General features: G+C 70.7%; 15 protein-coding genes. 7 read left to right on the forward strand and 8 right to left on the reverse strand.

Features of this window, described 5'->3' with window-relative positions; genetic code table 11:
• Positions 1–21 precede the first annotated feature (21 nt).
• Together ACQ7HM_RS06160 and ACQ7HM_RS06165 are read right to left on the reverse strand one after the other, a co-directional pair.
• A complete protein-coding gene (locus ACQ7HM_RS06160; protein WP_434215323.1) occupies positions 22–1,866 on the reverse strand; it encodes an MFS transporter in 1,845 nt (614 codons plus the stop codon).
• 66 nt (positions 1,867–1,932) lie between these two features.
• Positions 1,933–2,394: a MarR family winged helix-turn-helix transcriptional regulator gene (locus ACQ7HM_RS06165; RefSeq protein WP_434215324.1), complete on the reverse strand. Its 462-nt coding sequence runs from the start codon at positions 2,392–2,394 to the stop codon at positions 1,933–1,935.
• 146 nt (positions 2,395–2,540) lie between these two features.
• Here ACQ7HM_RS06165 and ACQ7HM_RS06170 point away from each other — a divergent pair, with 146 nt between their 5' ends.
• The gene (locus ACQ7HM_RS06170; protein WP_434215325.1) at positions 2,541–3,473 is read left to right on the forward strand and encodes an alpha/beta hydrolase; all 933 of its coding nucleotides are present in this window, start codon (positions 2,541–2,543) and stop codon (positions 3,471–3,473) included.
• A gap of 55 nt (positions 3,474–3,528) precedes the next feature.
• Entirely contained in the window at positions 3,529–4,827 is a 1,299-nt protein-coding gene (locus tag ACQ7HM_RS06175) for an APC family permease (protein WP_434215326.1), read from the forward strand.
• 8 nt (positions 4,828–4,835) lie between these two features.
• Here the strand turns inward: ACQ7HM_RS06175 and ACQ7HM_RS06180 are convergent, their stop codons facing one another.
• The 6 genes from ACQ7HM_RS06180 to ACQ7HM_RS06205 form a co-directional block, all read right to left on the reverse strand.
• Positions 4,836–6,299: an SDR family oxidoreductase gene (locus ACQ7HM_RS06180; protein ID WP_434215327.1), complete on the reverse strand. Its 1,464-nt coding sequence runs from the start codon at positions 6,297–6,299 to the stop codon at positions 4,836–4,838.
• A 60-nt stretch (positions 6,300–6,359) separates the two neighbouring features.
• The gene (locus ACQ7HM_RS06185; protein ID WP_434215645.1) at positions 6,360–7,151 is read right to left on the reverse strand and encodes a putative protein N(5)-glutamine methyltransferase; all 792 of its coding nucleotides are present in this window, start codon (positions 7,149–7,151) and stop codon (positions 6,360–6,362) included.
• Positions 7,152–7,188: 37 nt separating this feature from the next.
• Positions 7,189–7,356 carry a hypothetical protein gene (locus ACQ7HM_RS06190; protein ID WP_434215328.1) on the reverse strand — a complete coding sequence of 56 codons (168 nt, stop codon included), beginning with the start codon at positions 7,354–7,356 and terminating at the stop codon, positions 7,189–7,191.
• Between the two features lie 84 nt (positions 7,357–7,440).
• Positions 7,441–7,701 carry a hypothetical protein gene (locus ACQ7HM_RS06195; RefSeq protein ID WP_434215329.1) on the reverse strand — a complete coding sequence of 87 codons (261 nt, stop codon included), beginning with the start codon at positions 7,699–7,701 and terminating at the stop codon, positions 7,441–7,443.
• Between the two features lie 2 nt (positions 7,702–7,703).
• Positions 7,704–8,315: an HNH endonuclease family protein gene (locus ACQ7HM_RS06200; RefSeq protein WP_434215330.1), complete on the reverse strand. Its 612-nt coding sequence runs from the start codon at positions 8,313–8,315 to the stop codon at positions 7,704–7,706.
• Positions 8,316–8,519: 204 nt separating this feature from the next.
• Positions 8,520–9,266 (reverse strand): hypothetical protein, encoded by a 747-nt coding sequence (locus tag ACQ7HM_RS06205; protein ID WP_434215331.1) that lies wholly within the window; start codon positions 9,264–9,266, stop codon positions 8,520–8,522.
• A 148-nt stretch (positions 9,267–9,414) separates the two neighbouring features.
• Between ACQ7HM_RS06205 and ACQ7HM_RS06210 the strand changes: the two genes are divergently transcribed.
• From ACQ7HM_RS06210 to egtC, 5 genes are all read left to right on the forward strand, one after another.
• Complete coding sequence (locus ACQ7HM_RS06210) at positions 9,415–10,128, forward strand: response regulator transcription factor (RefSeq protein ID WP_434215332.1); 714 nt, start codon at positions 9,415–9,417, stop codon at positions 10,126–10,128.
• The gene (locus ACQ7HM_RS06215; protein ID WP_434215333.1) at positions 10,125–11,813 is read left to right on the forward strand and encodes a HAMP domain-containing sensor histidine kinase; all 1,689 of its coding nucleotides are present in this window, start codon (positions 10,125–10,127) and stop codon (positions 11,811–11,813) included. The genes ACQ7HM_RS06210 and ACQ7HM_RS06215 overlap by 4 nt, the downstream gene beginning before the upstream one ends.
• A 145-nt stretch (positions 11,814–11,958) precedes the next feature.
• A complete protein-coding gene (gene egtA / locus ACQ7HM_RS06220) occupies positions 11,959–13,224 on the forward strand; it encodes an ergothioneine biosynthesis glutamate--cysteine ligase EgtA (protein ID WP_434215334.1) in 1,266 nt (421 codons plus the stop codon).
• Positions 13,221–14,567 (forward strand): ergothioneine biosynthesis protein EgtB, encoded by a 1,347-nt coding sequence (egtB, locus tag ACQ7HM_RS06225; RefSeq protein WP_434215335.1) that lies wholly within the window; start codon positions 13,221–13,223, stop codon positions 14,565–14,567. The genes egtA and egtB overlap by 4 nt, the downstream gene beginning before the upstream one ends.
• Before the next feature lie 3 nt (positions 14,568–14,570).
• Positions 14,571–15,344, forward strand: a complete 774-nt coding sequence (gene egtC / locus ACQ7HM_RS06230; RefSeq protein ID WP_434215336.1) for an ergothioneine biosynthesis protein EgtC — start codon at positions 14,571–14,573, stop codon at positions 15,342–15,344.
• Positions 15,345–15,359 lie beyond the last annotated feature (15 nt).

Below are 15,359 nucleotides of genomic sequence, written 5' to 3' on the forward strand. Positions count from 1 at the left end.
GACCCCTGGTTACGAGTCCGGTCAGCGGCGTGCGTACTCGTCGTACTCCGCGTGCTCGGCCTCGCGGGAGGCGACGCCGTTGAAGCCGACGCTCGCGAGCTCCTCGCCCACCGACTCGTGCGGCTCGTCGGACGCTGCCTCAGCGCCCTTGCCGCCGGTGAACAGTGACGCGATCCCCCCGAGGATGCAGCAGACGATCGCGAAGGTGAACGCCGCAGACAGTCCGTTGGAGAAGGGCTCGGAGATGAGGTGCGGGAAGAACTTCAGGCCGGTGAGCGTGTCCTGGTTCGTCTGCGACAGCGTCGACAGGTGCGGACCCACGAGCTCCTTGATCGGGTTGTACCCGAGGAACGCCGCGAACAGGATCCCGACGGTCGGCAGGCTCGCCACCGCGTTCGCGTCCGTCTGCGAGACACCGTTGGCGACGAGGCCGCCGTGCATCGCCGACGGGAGATCGCTCGACAGGCCGGCGATCATGAGGCTGAAGAACAGGCCGATCGACAGCACCATCGCCGCGTTCTGGAACGTCGTCATCATGCCTGCGCCGGATCCCCGTGCGTTGGCGGGCAGGCTGTTCATCACCTCGGCTCGGTTGGGCGAGGAGAACAGACCCATGCCGATGCCGTTGATCAGCAGGATGACCGCGAAGGCCCAGTAGCTGAAGTCGACCGGGATCACGATGAGCGCGAAGAACGTCGCTGCGGTGACGAACAGGCCGGTCGTGGTGAACCACTTGGTGCCGACCTTGTCCGACAGGTACCCCGACACCGGCGCGGACAGCAGGAAGCCGATGGTCATCGGCACCATGTAGATGCCCGCCCACAGCGGGGTGCGGGTGTAGTCGTACCCGTGCTGCGGCAACCAGATCCCCTGCAACCAGATGATGAGGATGAACTGCAGTCCACCGCGACCGATCGACGCCATGAGGTTGGCGATGTTGCCGTACAGGAACGAGTGGTTCCTGAACAGCGACAGGTTGAACAGCGGGTTCGACACCCTGGTCTCGATCACCGCGAACGCCGCGAGCACCACGAGTCCACCGATGAGGCAGCTCAACACCATCGGGCTCATCCAGCCCATGTTCGACGAGCCGTAGGGCTGGATGCCGTAGGTGATCCCCACCAGGATCGCGACCAGGCCGACCGCGAAGGTGATGTTGCCCCACCAGTCCATCGTCGCCTTCTGGCGAATACCGGTGTCGTGCAACTTCATGTAGGCCCAGACGGTCCCGACGAGACCGAAGGGGACCGACACCAGGAAGATGAGGTTCCAGTCGATCGGCGCCAGGATCCCGCCGATGAGCAGGCCGAGGAACGACCCCGAGATCGCGGCGACGCCGTTGATGCCCAACGCCAGACCGCGCTGATGCTGCGGGAAGGCGTCGGTGAGGATCGCCGACGAGTTCGCCATGAGGAACGCGCCGCCCACACCCTGGATCACGCGCCAGAAGATCAGCCAGATGGCGGCCTTGCTGCCGTCGAACCATGTGGCGGCGAGGAACACCGACGAGACGGTGAAGACCAGGAACCCGATGTTGTACATGCGTGCCCGGCCGAACATGTCGCCGAGGCGGCCGAAGCTGACGACGAGCACCGCGGTGACGACGAGGAAGCCCATCATCATCCACAGCAGGTAGCTGGTGTTGTCGGGCTCGAGCGGGTTGAGCTTGATGCCCTTGAAGATGTCGGGCAGTGCGATGAGCACGATGGACGAGTTGATCGTGGCGATCAGCATCCCCAACGTGGTGTTGGACAGCGCGATCCACTTGTAGTGCGGACCGAGCTCCTCGAGCGAGCGGATGCGACGGCGTCCCGAGGGTTCGGGCGCGGCACCCTTCTCGAGTACGGGTGTGGAACTGCGGGTCATGGCTTCCTCGGATCTCTCGCGGTGGGCGAACGAAGCGGTGGTGGCGCGGGATTGCGCGGCCGGACGTCAGTCGGGTCGGGACCGCACGGTCTCGATCAACGACTCCGCGAGCAGTGCGATGGACCGCTCGGCGGCGGCGCGGTCGTCGTCGGACAGGCGGGAGAGCGCCTCCTCCATCAACCGCGCGCGGCGTGAGGTGGTGGAGGTGATGAGCTCGATCGCCGCATCGGTCGCGGTGATCAGGCTGGCCCGGCCGTCGAGCGGGTCGGCGGTGCGGGCCACCATCCCGTCGCGTTCGAGCCCGCTCACGATCCGCGACATCGTCGGCGCGGTGACCCGTTCACGTGCCGCCAGTTCCGACAGGCGCATCGGCGGGCTCGACACCAGCACCCACAGCGCCGACGTGGAGCCGAGGGTGAGCGAACCCGATCCGGCCTCGTGGCGGAGGGTCCGGGAGATACGGGCGAGCGCGGTGTAGACGTCGACCGCGCTGCCGGTGCCGGTGGCAGCGGTGTGAACGGAGGTCATGAGCAAGGATATTAGTTGCGTAGTACTAAGTAATCGAATCGTAAAAGCGATATGTCCGATCGCAGACCAGCGATTCTGCCGACCCGTTATCCGGCTGTTACTGTGCTGGGGTCTACCGCCTCGCGAGAACCTAAGGACCAGATTCGATGTCGATTCGCAGCCTCCGAACCCGCCTGTTGGCCGGCGTTCTGGCAACCGCATCCATTGCGGGGTTCGCCACCGTCGTCACCACGGCGCCCGCTCAGGCGCGACCTGCCTCGAACTCCGTGTACTCCGCAGCGATGCAGCGCACCATCCCGGTGCAGATCCTCAACCGCAAGCAGGGCGCGCCCACCCTGTACCTGCTCGACGGCCTGCGCGCCCCGAACAACGACAACGGTTGGCTCATCAACACCGACATCGTCCGGTTCTTCGCGGGCAAGAACGTCAACGTGGTCCTGCCGTTCGGCGGCGCGGGCAGCTTCTACACCGACTGGGAGCGTCGCGACCCGGGCCTGGGCCTCAACAAGTGGGAGACCTTCCTCACCCGTGAGCTCCCGGCCTACATGGCCAAGAACTTCGGCAGCCCGGCCGGCCGCAACGCCATCGCCGGTCTGTCCATGAGCGGCACCAGCGCGCTCAACCTCGCCACCCGCCACCCGAGCATGTACCGCGGTGTGGCCTCCTACAGTGGCTACCCCGTAGCCAGCGAGCCCGGCTTCGCGCAGGGCATCGGCGTGGCCGTAGGCCAGGTCGGCGGCGACGTGAACAACATGTGGGGCGTGTGGCCCGGCGGCGAGTGGCTCGCCAACGACCCGGCGCTCAACGCCGGCAAGCTGCGTGGCAAGCGCGTCTACGTCTCCTCCGGCTCGGGCGGCTCGAACATCGACCCCGTCACCGATCCCGTGAAGTTCGCCCAGCTCGTGCCGCTCGAGGTCGCCGCCTCGATCGCGAGCGTGCAGTACGTCGACACGCTGCGCCGCAACGGCGTGAACCCCGTCGTGCACATCACGCCGCAGGGCGTCCATTTCTGGGACGACTGGCAGAACCGGCTGCACGAGTCGTGGTTCTCCACGCTCGGCCCGGCCCTGGGCGCCTGACCCGGCCGCCCGGACCCGAACACCGACCCGCCCCGGCACGCGATCTGAGATCGACGTGACCGGGGCGGAGTCGTCTGCACCGCAGGTTCCTGCCGCCGGATTGGCCCGTCGACTCGGCACGGGTGACGCGATCGTGATCGGTCTCGGGTCGATGATCGGCGCCGGGATCTTCGCGGTGTTCGCCCCCGCCGCGTCCGTCGCCGGATCGGGGCTGCTGATCGGTCTGGCGATCGCGGCAGTGGTGGCGTTCTGCAACGCGACGTCGTCGGCCCAGCTCGCCGCGCAGTACCCGCAGTCGGGCGGTACCTACCTCTACGGCCGCGAGCGGCTGGGGGAGTGGGCCGGTTTCCTCGCGGGGTGGACGTTCGTGATCGGCAAGACGGCGAGCTGTGCGGCGATGGCCCTCACGTGCGCGACCTATGCCGTCCCGGCCGGTGCCGCACCCTGGGTTGCTGCCGCCGCGGTAGTCGCTCTGGCCACCGTGAACTGTTTCGGCGTGACCCGTACGGCCACCGCCACCAAGGTGATCGTCGTGGCGGTGCTGGCGGTCCTCGTCGCGGTGGTGGTCGTCGGGGTCGCCGGCGGTGGTCCCGACACCTCGAATCTGACCGGTGATCTGCTCGGTCACGGCTGGTACGGCATCGCCCAGTCGGCCGGGCTGGTGTTCTTCGCCTTCGCCGGTTACGCCCGCATCGCGACGCTCGGCGAGGAGGTCGGCGACCCGCGGCGGGCGATCCCTCGCGCCATCGTCACCGCGCTGGCGATCACCCTCGTCGTGTACGTCGCCGTGGGGATCGCCGCCCTGGCCGTACTGGGTGTCGACGACCTCGCCTCGAGCCAGTCGCCGCTGGTCGACCTGGCGACGGCGGGCGGAGGCGACGGATGGGCGACACCGGTCCGGATCGGTGCCGCGCTCGCGGCCCTCGGAGCGTTGCTGGCCCTCATCGCCGGAGTCGGCCGCACCGCGTTGGCCATGGCGCGCAACGGTGATCTGCCGCGGGCGCTGTCGCGGATCGAGCCCCGACACCGGGTCCCCCGCCGGGCCGAGGTGTCACTCGCCGTGGTGGTCGTCGTCCTCGTGCTGACCGTCGACCTGCGCGAGGCGATCGGGTTCTCGTCGTTCGGCGTGCTGCTCTACTACCTGATCGCGAACGCCGCGGCGTGGACCCAACGCGGCGACGACCGGCGGTATCCCCGAGCGCTGCAGATCATCGGCGCGGTCGGGTGCGTGGTGCTCGTCGCGACACTGCCCGCGACGTCCATCGCGATCGGAGTCGGGGTGGTCGCGGTCGGGATCGGCTACCGGCTCGTGGTGCAGACCATCGAGCGCAGGCGGCCCGGCGTCGAGATCTGAGCCCGAGATCAGCTGTGCGACTCCGCTGTCGCGACGATGTTGTGCAGCATGCGGGAGAAGACGACCTTGTGGAACGGCAATTGCCCGTACCAGTGCGCGAGTCCGGCGAGGCCGCGGGCGTAGAAGATCGTCTTCTGTTCGAGGCGTGAACCGGTGCCGTCGGGGACCACCCGCAACTCCAGCCAGGCGGTGCCGGGCATCTTCGTCTCGGCGCGCAGCCGCAGCAGCGAACCGGGTTCGACCGCCTCGACACGCCACCAGTCGAGCGCGTCGCCGACCTCCGGTGTGCCCGAGGGGCGGGTGCGCCGTACACCCGGCCCGCCGGCGACGGAGTCGATGAGTGCGCGTGCGGTCCAGGCGGATTCGAGGGAATACCAGCCGTTCTCGCCGCCGAGGCTCTCGACGACATCCCAGACCGCCTCGGGAGACGCCGAACTCGACAGTGAGCGGGTGTCGGTGAACACGTCCTCGCCCGCCCACGTGGGGTCCGACGGAAGGGGTTCGGCGGCGGGCACCGAGGCATCGGCGTTCGACCAGTCGTTGTCGGTGTCGGCACGGCGGACCCGGTCGAGCGCGGCGTCGAGGGCCGCTCGGTAGGTCTGCAGTCCGCCCTCGGGGCGGGGGATGACCGTGTCGATGTCGTGGTCGCCCATCACGGCGTCGTACTCGAGCGACTCGATCAGGGGGCGGGCCAGGCCGCTCGGCACCGGGGTCACCAGACGGACCCAGCGGCTCGCGATCGACGGCGTCAGATACGGCAGCACGATCATCCGGCGGCGACGCAGCCCGGCGGCCTCGGCGTAGATCTGCATCATGTCGCCGTACTCGAACACCTCGGTCCCGCCGATGTCCCAGGTGCGACTCTCCGGCACCGAGGCCGTCGCGGCCTCGATGAGGTAGTGCATCGTGTCGTGTACCGAGATGGGTTGGATCTTGTTGTGCACCCAGCGCGGTGTCGTCATCACCGGCAGGCGATCGGTGAGGTGGCGGATGAGTTCGAACGACGCCGAGCCCGTGCCGATCACGACACCGGCCTGCAGCACGATCGTCTCGATGCCCGAGGCCATGAGGATCTCACCGACCTCGACCCGGGAGGTGAGGTGTTGGGACAGGTTCTTGCCCGTCGGGTGCAGGCCGCTGAGGTAGACGATCCGCGAGACGCCCGCGTGTTGGGCGGCCTTGGCGACGTTGGTCGCCGACTCCCGCTCCTCGGCCATGAAGTCCTCGGACAGGCCCATCGAGTGGACGAGGTGGTAGACGACGTCGACGCCCTCGAAGGCCCGATCGAGGGAGTCCCGGTCGGAGAGATCGCCCTTGACCACCGCGTCGTCGCCGGCCCACGGGGCGTCGGCGAGCTTCTCCGGTGTGCGCGCGAGTGCGCGCACGGTGTGGCCCGCGGCGATGAGCCGTGGCGCGAGGCGTCCGCCGATGTAGCCGGTGGCGCCGGTGACCAGGCAGGTCCGTGGATTCATGATTGCTCCGTTGTCGTGCGCGTCGCGCGGTGGCGCGGCGTGATGGACGTCGTGTCCAGCCTACGGATGGACGTCGGACCGACCGGCCGGTCGAGGAGAACCGACAGGAAGACGCGTACCGACGACGGCGCATCCGTCGATGTCGTCGTCGGTGACGGTGGCGGCGGTCAGTCCCGCGCGCTCGAAGGCGGCCGCGAGGTGCGGGGCCTGCGCGGGGGACGTCTCGATCGCCAGCGTGCCGCCGTCGGCGAGCCACCGGGGCGCGTCGGCGACGATGCGTCGGGCGATCGCGAGCCCGTCGTCGCCGCCGTCGAGTGCCTGTCGCGGTTCGTGGTCGCGGGCGTCGCGCGGCATGAACGCGATCGCGTGGCCCGGAACGTACGGGGCGTTGGCGACGATGACGTCGACGCGGCCCACGAGGTCGCCGGGCAGCGGGTCGAAGAGGTCACCGCAGACGATGTGGGCGTCGGGGGCGTTGGTGCTCGCGTACTCGACCGCGACGGGATCGATGTCGGAGGCCGTGACCGCGCGTATGCCAGTGCGTTCCATGACGGCCCGCGTCACAGCGGCACTGCCGCAACACATCTCGACGAACACCGACGCAGGCGCGAGGTGCGCCACCGCGACGCTGACGAGCATCTCGGTGCGGCGTCGGGGCACGAACACACCGGGTCCCACCCGGATACGGAGCCCGTCGAACTCGACCCAGCCGACGATGTGTTCCAGCGGCTCGCCCGCGATCCGGCGGTCGAGGAACGCGCGCACGGTGGCGGGCGACCCGGCCGCGTCGGCGAGCACACGCGCCTCGTCCTCGGCGAACACGCAGCCGGCCCGCCGCAGCGCGTCGATCAGCGCGCGGTGATCGACGGTGGTGCCAGGATCCGACCGCTCAGGTTCCGTCGGTCGTCCCCTCGGAACCGCCCAGGGCGTGGTCGGGTTTCCTGGCCGGCTCGTCGGCGTCGCCGGGCTCCTGCGACGCCGCGTACGCGCCTTCCTCCTCGGCGATCTTCTTCGTCTCGCCGATGGGGGTCTCGTTGTCGTGCGGGAAATCGCTCATGGTCGCCGGCCTCCTCGAGTGGCGTCTGCGCTGCTTCACCGTGTCACGGCGTGACCCACCGTACGTCGCCCCTCGGCGGGTGGGTCAGGGAGTCGAGCAGCGTTCGACGACCGAGCGGTGGAAGTCGGGGAGTTCGGCGGGCCCCGAGAGTGGTTGCGCGGCGTCGGTGATCGTGTACCACTCGCCGGCGTCCTGGTAGCGCACGCGGGCCAGGCCCCGTCCGGCGTCACACCGGCACGCGATCTCGACCGAGCCGGTGATGACGCCGACCTCGTCGGTCATCACCCCGCCCGGTGCCGCGGTGACGATGGAGGTGAGTTCTCCCGGGTCGATGTCGCCGGGCATGATCAACAGCCGTTCAGCAGGGTGGTGAGTGCGGACTTCTCCGACGACTGCAGGCTCAGGCCCCATGCGTGCTTCGAGCCGACCCACATGCGGGCGTAGGTGCAGCGGTATGCCGACACCGGCGGCAGCCAGGTCGAGGGATCCTGATCGCCCTTCGACCGATTCGAACTCGCCGACACCGCGATGAGTTGCGAGTGGGTGAGGTCGTTCGCGAACTGCTGACGGCGGGCGGTGGTCCACGACGCCGCACCCGAGCGCCAGGCCTCGGCGAGGGGGACCACGTGGTCGATGTCGACGCCGGACGATGCGGCGATGGTGACGCCGTCGTAGGGCGAGTACCAGGTGCCCGCGGTCGGGGAGCAGTCCGACCCTGTCGTGACGCCGCTGCCGTCGCGCTTGAGCACGGTCTCGCGGGTGTCGCAGGTGCCCGACTGGGCGATCCAGTGTGGGAACTGGTCTCGCGAGTAGCCGCTCATGGAGCTCTCGGTGGCGACCTGCAGGTCGGCCAGCTCGGACCGCGCGGTCGCCGCCGACGGGATCGCCGGTGGGGTGGCGCCCGCGACACCGGGTGCGGTGATGACACCCGCGGCGGCACAGCCGATCGCAGCGGACACGATCAGCGTTCGAATTCTGTTGTGCGCAAACATCTGTTGGTCTCTCGGCTCGCCCCCGAACCCCCGCGGGGGTGACGCTAGGGGCGTCGGGTGGACGCGATGCGACCGCAGAACAGATGTGACGCTAACTAAGCATGACGGTGGATCGACGAGACCGCGGGTGACGCCCGGTGGGCGCCACCCGCGGTGGTCGGGGATCGTCGGTCAGGAACCGGCGGGAGGTGCCGGTGCACCGCTCGGTGCCGGCGGGCGCTGCCCACCGTCGGTCGGCGCCTTGCCGTCGGGACCACCCTTGGCGTCCGGCCCGGCCGGGCCGCCCTTGGCGTCGGGGGCCGCGGGGCCACCCTTGGCGTCCGGCCCGGCGGGGCCGCCCTTGGCGTCGGGACCACCCGGGGCGGGAGGTCCACCGGGTGCGCACTGGGCGCCGTCGGGTCCGCCCTTGGCGTCGGGGCCTGCCGGGCCGCCCTTGGCGTCGGGACCGGCGGGTCCGCCCTTGCCGGCGGGGCCGGAGCCGTCACCGGGCGCCGCGGGTGCTCCCGACTCACCCGGGGCGGCGGGTGCGCCGGAGGCGTCGGGGCCCTGCTGCTGATCGCCGCCGGAGCGGGGCAGTGCGCTCGACGACGACGCGTTGTTCACGTTCTGCTCCACCGGGTTGGCGAGGAAGATCGCCGACACCACGACGGCGCCGATGAGCGCGCCACCGACACCGACCGCGGTCAGCGGCAGCCAGGGCTTGGAGCCGGCCTGCGAACGGACACGCGACCAACGCGAGCCGGTGGGTGCGACCGGCGCGGCGGCCGCGGGCGCCTGCTGGCCCTCGAGGGGGCTGGTCGACGGGTTGTTCGCGCTGTAGGCGACCGTCGGGGTGTGGGGATCGGCCGGGGTGGCGGGGCGGTCGATGCGCCCGGTCGGGTTGTCGTCGCCGGGGTTGTCCGGGGTCTTGTCAGCCATCGCTGGTCCTCGTCTCGTTGTCTCGTGGAGTCGAGCGGTGAGCCCGACATGAACGACGGTGACGGCCGCAGCTGAAGCCATCCTGAATCGAGCGGCCCCACAGCGGGTCTTCAGCGTCACTTCAGGCAGTCGTGAGCACAGTGGTGTCATGGCAGACCACAATGGGCCGGTGACCCACGGCGACTTCAGCACCGCGCAACGCGTCGTGGTCGTCGAGGACTCCGACGCGATCCGCGAACCGGTGGTCGAGGCCTTCGTCGATGCCGGGTACGCCGCCACGGGCGTCGCCGACGGCAGTGACCTCGAACAGCTCATCGCCGCGCGCCGTCCCGACCTGGTGATCCTCGACGTGATGCTGCCCGGCGGCCGCGACGGGTTCGACCTCATCGACATCGTCCGCGAGCGGTCCGACGCGGGCATCATCATGGTGACCGCCCGCGACCACATCGACGACCGACTGCACGGGTTGCGCAGCGGCGCTGACGATTACGTGATCAAACCCTTCCTGCTGGACGAGTTGCTCGCCCGCGCCGACGCGGTACTGCGACGTCGTGGCCGGACCGAGGCGGCGGTGTCGGTGGGCGATCTGTTGGTCGACCCGACGGCGGGCACGATCACCCGTGGCGGCGCAGTCCTCGACGTGACGGCCACCGAACTTCGCCTGGCCGAGTTCCTCGTCACCCAGCGTGGTCGAACGGTCACCAAACCGCAGATCCTGCAGGCGGTCTGGGGATACGACGCCTACGACGTGAACCTGGTGGAGGTCCACATCAGCGCCCTGCGTCGCAAGATGGAGGCACACGGCCCGCGCATGATCCACACCGTCCGAGGGCTGGGCTACGTCCTGAGGGTCGGCTCGTGACCGCGACCTCCCCGGGTGCCCGGTGGCGTCGTGCGGCCGAGCGGCGACGCGTGAAGCGACACCCCGACGGCGACCCGACCACCCCGACACCCTCGTTGCGTCGCCGGGTCCTGGTGCTGGTCGTGGTGCTGTTCGCCGTGTTGCTCACGCTCGTCGGGGTCGCGATCGACGTCGCGCTGGGTCATCAACTGCGCAGCGATCTCTCGGCCCGCCTCACCGACCGCGCGGACCGGTCCACCACCCTCGTAGCCGAGGGGTATTCACCGCAGCAGCTCGCGAACGCCTTGCAGGGCGACGCGATCCGGGTGCGCGTCACGACCTCCGACGGCGACGTCTACGGCGGTCCCGGACCGTTCCCCGACGCCGACGCGCCCGGTGCGGGCGATGCCCCGATCCCCCCGTCCGGTCGGCCGGGTCCTGGCGGGCGGGGCACAGGCGACCCGGGCGGACGTGCGGGGATCGACCCGAGTGGCGGGCCCCCAGTGCCGGGGGTGGGTCCCGATCGCGGTCCGCCTCGGCCCCCCGCCGACTCGCTCGTGGTCACCCGACGACTGCCGGGCGGGACCACCGTCACCCTCCTCGGCGACACGACGTCGATCAGCGAGGTCCGGACGCAACTGCGGTGGCTCATGCTCGGCGCGGGCGCGGCGACGCTCGTGGTGGCGGCACTGCTGATGATGCTGGCCGTACGGCGCGCACTGCGACCGCTCGACGCGATGGTCGCCGTCGCACGCGGCATCACCTCCGGCGACCGCGGTCGGCGGCTGCGACCCCGGGCCCCCGACACCGAGCTCGGCCGCGCGGCCGGCTCGGTCGACGAGATGCTCGACGCCCTCGAGGCGGCCGAGACCGCACAGCGCGCCGCCGCCGACACCGCGCGCCGGGCCGAGGCCGACACCAAGCGGTTCCTCGCCGACGCGGCGCACGAACTGCGTACCCCGATCGCGGGATTGTCGGCGGTGGCCGAGTCCCTGCGACGCGACGGCACCGATCGCCCCGATCGCATCCCGCGGTGGACCGAGTTGCTGGTGCGGGAGTCGCAGCACGCGTCGCGACTCGTCGCCGACCTCCTCGACATGGCGCGCATCGACAGCGACCCGCAGCTCAGCCTCGCCGACACCGACCTCGTGGAGGTGGTCGACGACGTGATCGACCGATGGCGCCTCCTCGGCGGGCCGGTGACCATCCGGCGCACGGGTGCCGCGTCCGTCCCCGCCCGTGTCGACGCGGGCCGGATCGGTCAGGTGGTGTCGAACCTCGTCGACAACGCGGTGCGTGCGGCGACGGCCGGCGGCGCCACGCCCGCCCAGGTGACGGTCGACGTCTCCGCCGCCGGCGCCACGGCGCGGATCGCGGTCACCGACACCGGCCCCGGGGTGCCCCCCGACGCCCGCGAACGGATCTTCGACCGCCTGGTGCAGCTGGATTCCGCCCGCGATTCGACGGGTGCGGGGTTGGGTCTCCCGATCGCTCGAGCCCTCGCCCGTGCCCACGGCGGTGACGTGACCTACGAGCCGGTGACGCACGAACGGCCGGTGGGCGAATCGTCCCAATCGTCGGAATCGGTGTCCGATGGCCCGGACGTGCGCGCGGTCGGGGCCACGTTCGTCGTGACCCTCCCGCTCGCATCGCCGCTCCACACATCGCGGACCGAGAGGGATGTACCCCGGCCGGAAAATCCGTAGCATCGAAACGCAGCACACCTGATCCCCCGATCCCCGCCCGCTTACCGCACAGGGGTCCGGCGGACCGATGCCCCAGCAGCGGAGCATCGGAACTGTTCGAGAATGTGGCACCGGCCGCCGGTCGCCCTGACACGAGAGTTCGGACATGACAACCACCTCCGGCGAGATCACCTCTCGTCCGGCCGCCGCGGCACACCTCACCCGGGTGTGTTTCAAGCTGGGGCCACCGCAACTCGTCGGCGCCGAACTGGAATGGTTCACCCGCGTCGCCGAGGAGACCCCACACGATCCCGGGTCTCACTCCCGACCCGCTCTCACCGCCGAGGCCGTCCGCCCCGACCTGCGTGAACTCGCCGCAGCACTCGGTGGGCACGCCCCCCGCTCCATCGCACCGCACTCCCCCGAACTGCCCCTGGGCTCCGGAAGCGTCGTCTCCGTCGAGCCGGGCGGCCAGATCGAACTCTCCAGCGTCCCCCATCCCGATCTCACCGGGCTCCGTCGTGCCCTCGCGGCCGACGAGGTGTCCCTGCGCGCCCTGCTCGCCGCCCGTGGCATCGACGTGGTCGCGGGTGCCGCCGACGGGGTCCGACCACCGCAGCGCTTGCTGACCACCGAGCGGTATCGCGCGATGGAGGAGAGTTTCGGCCGCAGCGGCGGTTTCGGCGCACTGATGATGTGCAACACCGCCGCGGTGCAGGTCGCGCTCGACGCCGGCGTCGACGCCGACCACGCGGTCACCCGATGGACGCTGCTGCACACCATCGGCCCCGCCCTGATGTCGGCGTTCGCGAACTCGCCGGATCTGTACGGCGTCGACGGGGCGCCGTGGGCGTCGCAGCGGATGCGCACGTGGCTCGAGACCGACCGCACCCGCATCCCTCCGCCGGCGCAGACCATCGACGACTACACCGACTGGGTGCTCGCGGTGCCGCTGCTGTGCGTGCGCACCGCGGCGGACATCCTGTGGACACCGCCCGCGGGGGCCACGTTCGCCGACTGGATGGACGGGCATCTCGACGCCGCCGTCGGGCGTCGCCCCGACGCGGGAGATCTGGCGTACCACGTGAGCACGGTCTTCCCCATGGTCCGACCCCAGGGGTATCTCGAGGTGCGCTACCTCGACGGCCAGCCCACCGGCATGTGGTCGGTCCCCATCGCCGCGGTCACCGCGCTGCTCGCGAACGACGAGGTGGGAGCCGCGGCCGCCGCGATCGCCGCACCCACCGCCGACGCCTGGCTCCGCGCCGCGCAGCGCGGCCTGCGCGACCCCGAGCTCCGTTCGGCGGCAAGCCATCTGCTGTCCCTGGCCGCCGAGGCCACACCATCGGGACCCGACCACGACGACCTCGTCGCCGCCGCTGCGCGCTGCGCACGCGGCCACACCCCCGCCCAGGAGGCGCTTCCGGCATGACCGTTTTCCACCCCGCTGTCGACACCCCGTACGGCGAGTCCGCCTCGGCCACCCGCGCCCGCCTCGCCGAGGTGCTCGACCGTGCCCGCAGGCGCACCGCCGTGCTCACCGACGCCGTGACCGACGCCGACCTCATGGCACAGCACTCCCCGTTGATGAGTCCCCTGGTGTGGGACCTCGCACACATCGGCAACCAGGAGGAACTCTGGTTGATCCGGGAGGTCGGTCGTCGCGAGCCGCTGCGTCCCGATCTCGACGACCTCTACGACGCCTTCCGCCACTCGCGGTCGTCGCGGCCGGGACTGCCCATCCTCGACCCGACGCAGGCGCGTGCCTACGCCGCCGCGGTCCGCGACCACGCGCGCAGCGTGCTCGACACCACACCCCTGACCGGCGATCCGCTCGTCGATCGCGGATTCGTGTTCGCGATGATCGCCCAGCACGAGCAGCAGCACGACGAGACGATGCTCGCCACCCACCAGTTGCGTTCGGGTGAACCGGTACTCACCGCGCCCGCCCCTCCGCGCGCCGGCCGGGTGGTGGCCGACCAGGTCGTCGTCCCCGGCGGTCCGTTCGTGATGGGTACCGACACCGACCCGTGGGCCCTCGACAACGAGAAGCCCGCGCATCCGGTGCACGTCCCCACCTTCGCCATCGACCGGTACCCCGTGACGAACGGGCGCTACGCCGAGTTCATCGACGACGGCGGGTACTCGCGCCGCGAGCTGTGGTCGGAACGAGGATGGGCGCACCGCTGCGAGGCCGACCTCGTGGCACCGCAGTTCTGGCACCGCGACGCCGACGGATCGTGGTGTCGCACCGCCTTCGGGGTGCGCGCACCGATCCGCGAGAACCAGCCGGTCGTGCACGTCTGTTTCTTCGAGGCCGAGGCGTTCGCGCGGTGGGCCGGCATGCGGTTGCCGACCGAAGCCGAATGGGAGAAGGCCGCGCGGTTCGACCCGGCGACCGGGGGATCGGTTCCCGGACCCCGATATCCCTGGGGCGACAGCGATCCCACGCCCGACCACGCCAACCTCGCGCAGCGACACCTCGAACCGGCCGACATCGGGGCGTATCCCGCGGGCGCCTCGGCACTGGGTGTGGCGCAGATGGTGGGCGACGTGTGGGAGTGGACCTCGAGCGGGTTCACCGCCTACCCGGAGTTCGCGATGTTCCCCTACCCCGAGTACTCCGAGGTGTTCTTCGGCGGCGACTACAAGATGTTGCGCGGCGGGTCGTTCGGGACCGACCCGGTCGCGGTGCGGTCGACCTTCCGCAACTGGGACCACCCCATCCGGCGCCAGATCTTCTCCGGCTTCCGACTCGCGCGAGACGTCGACTGACAGATGTGTCGACACCTCGGTTACCTGGGGCCCGCCGCGGCCGTGGGTGACGTCCTCCACCACGGGGACCATTCACTGATCGTCCAGTCGTGGGCGCCGAACGACATGCGCTGCGGCGCGGTCGCCAACGCCGACGGGTTCGGTGCCGCATGGTGGCCGGACCTCGAGGCCGGCGACTCGCCCGAATCCGTTGCGGCGACGTCGTATCGGTCGGCCGCACCGATCTGGACCGACCGCACCGTCGACGACGTCCTGACCCACACCCGCTCGACCGCCGTGCTCGCCGCGGTCCGGTCGGCGACGGTCGGGATGCCCGTCGTGACGACCGCGTCGGCGCCGTTCGTCGACGGACGCTGGGCGTTCAGTCACAACGGTGTCGTGGCGGGATGGCCGCACAGCCTCGCCGGCCTGGCCTCCGCCGTACCCGTCGAGGACCTCCTGCGCCTGCCTGCCGCCACCGACTCCGCCGGGCTCTGGATGGTCGTCCGTCACCTGCTGCGCGACCACGACCCCGTCGAGGTGCTGCGCCGCGTCGTCACCGCCCTCGACGACTCCGGACCCGGCTCGCGTCTGAACCTCCTGCTCGGCGACGGGACCACGCTGTGGGGCACCGCCGTTCACCACTCGCTGTCGACCTCGGTCGGCGACGACGACGTGTGGGTGGCGTCGGAGCCTCTCGACTCGGACCCCCTCGACGCCGACCGCACCTGGGAGCCCGTGCCCGACCGGTCGCTGATCGTCGCGACCGCGGGATCGGTGTCGACGCACCCCCTCTAGAACCGTTCGATCCCT

The organism is Williamsia sp. MIQD14, from assembly GCF_051025635.1.
Classification (GTDB): domain Bacteria; phylum Actinomycetota; class Actinomycetes; order Mycobacteriales; family Mycobacteriaceae; genus Williamsia_A.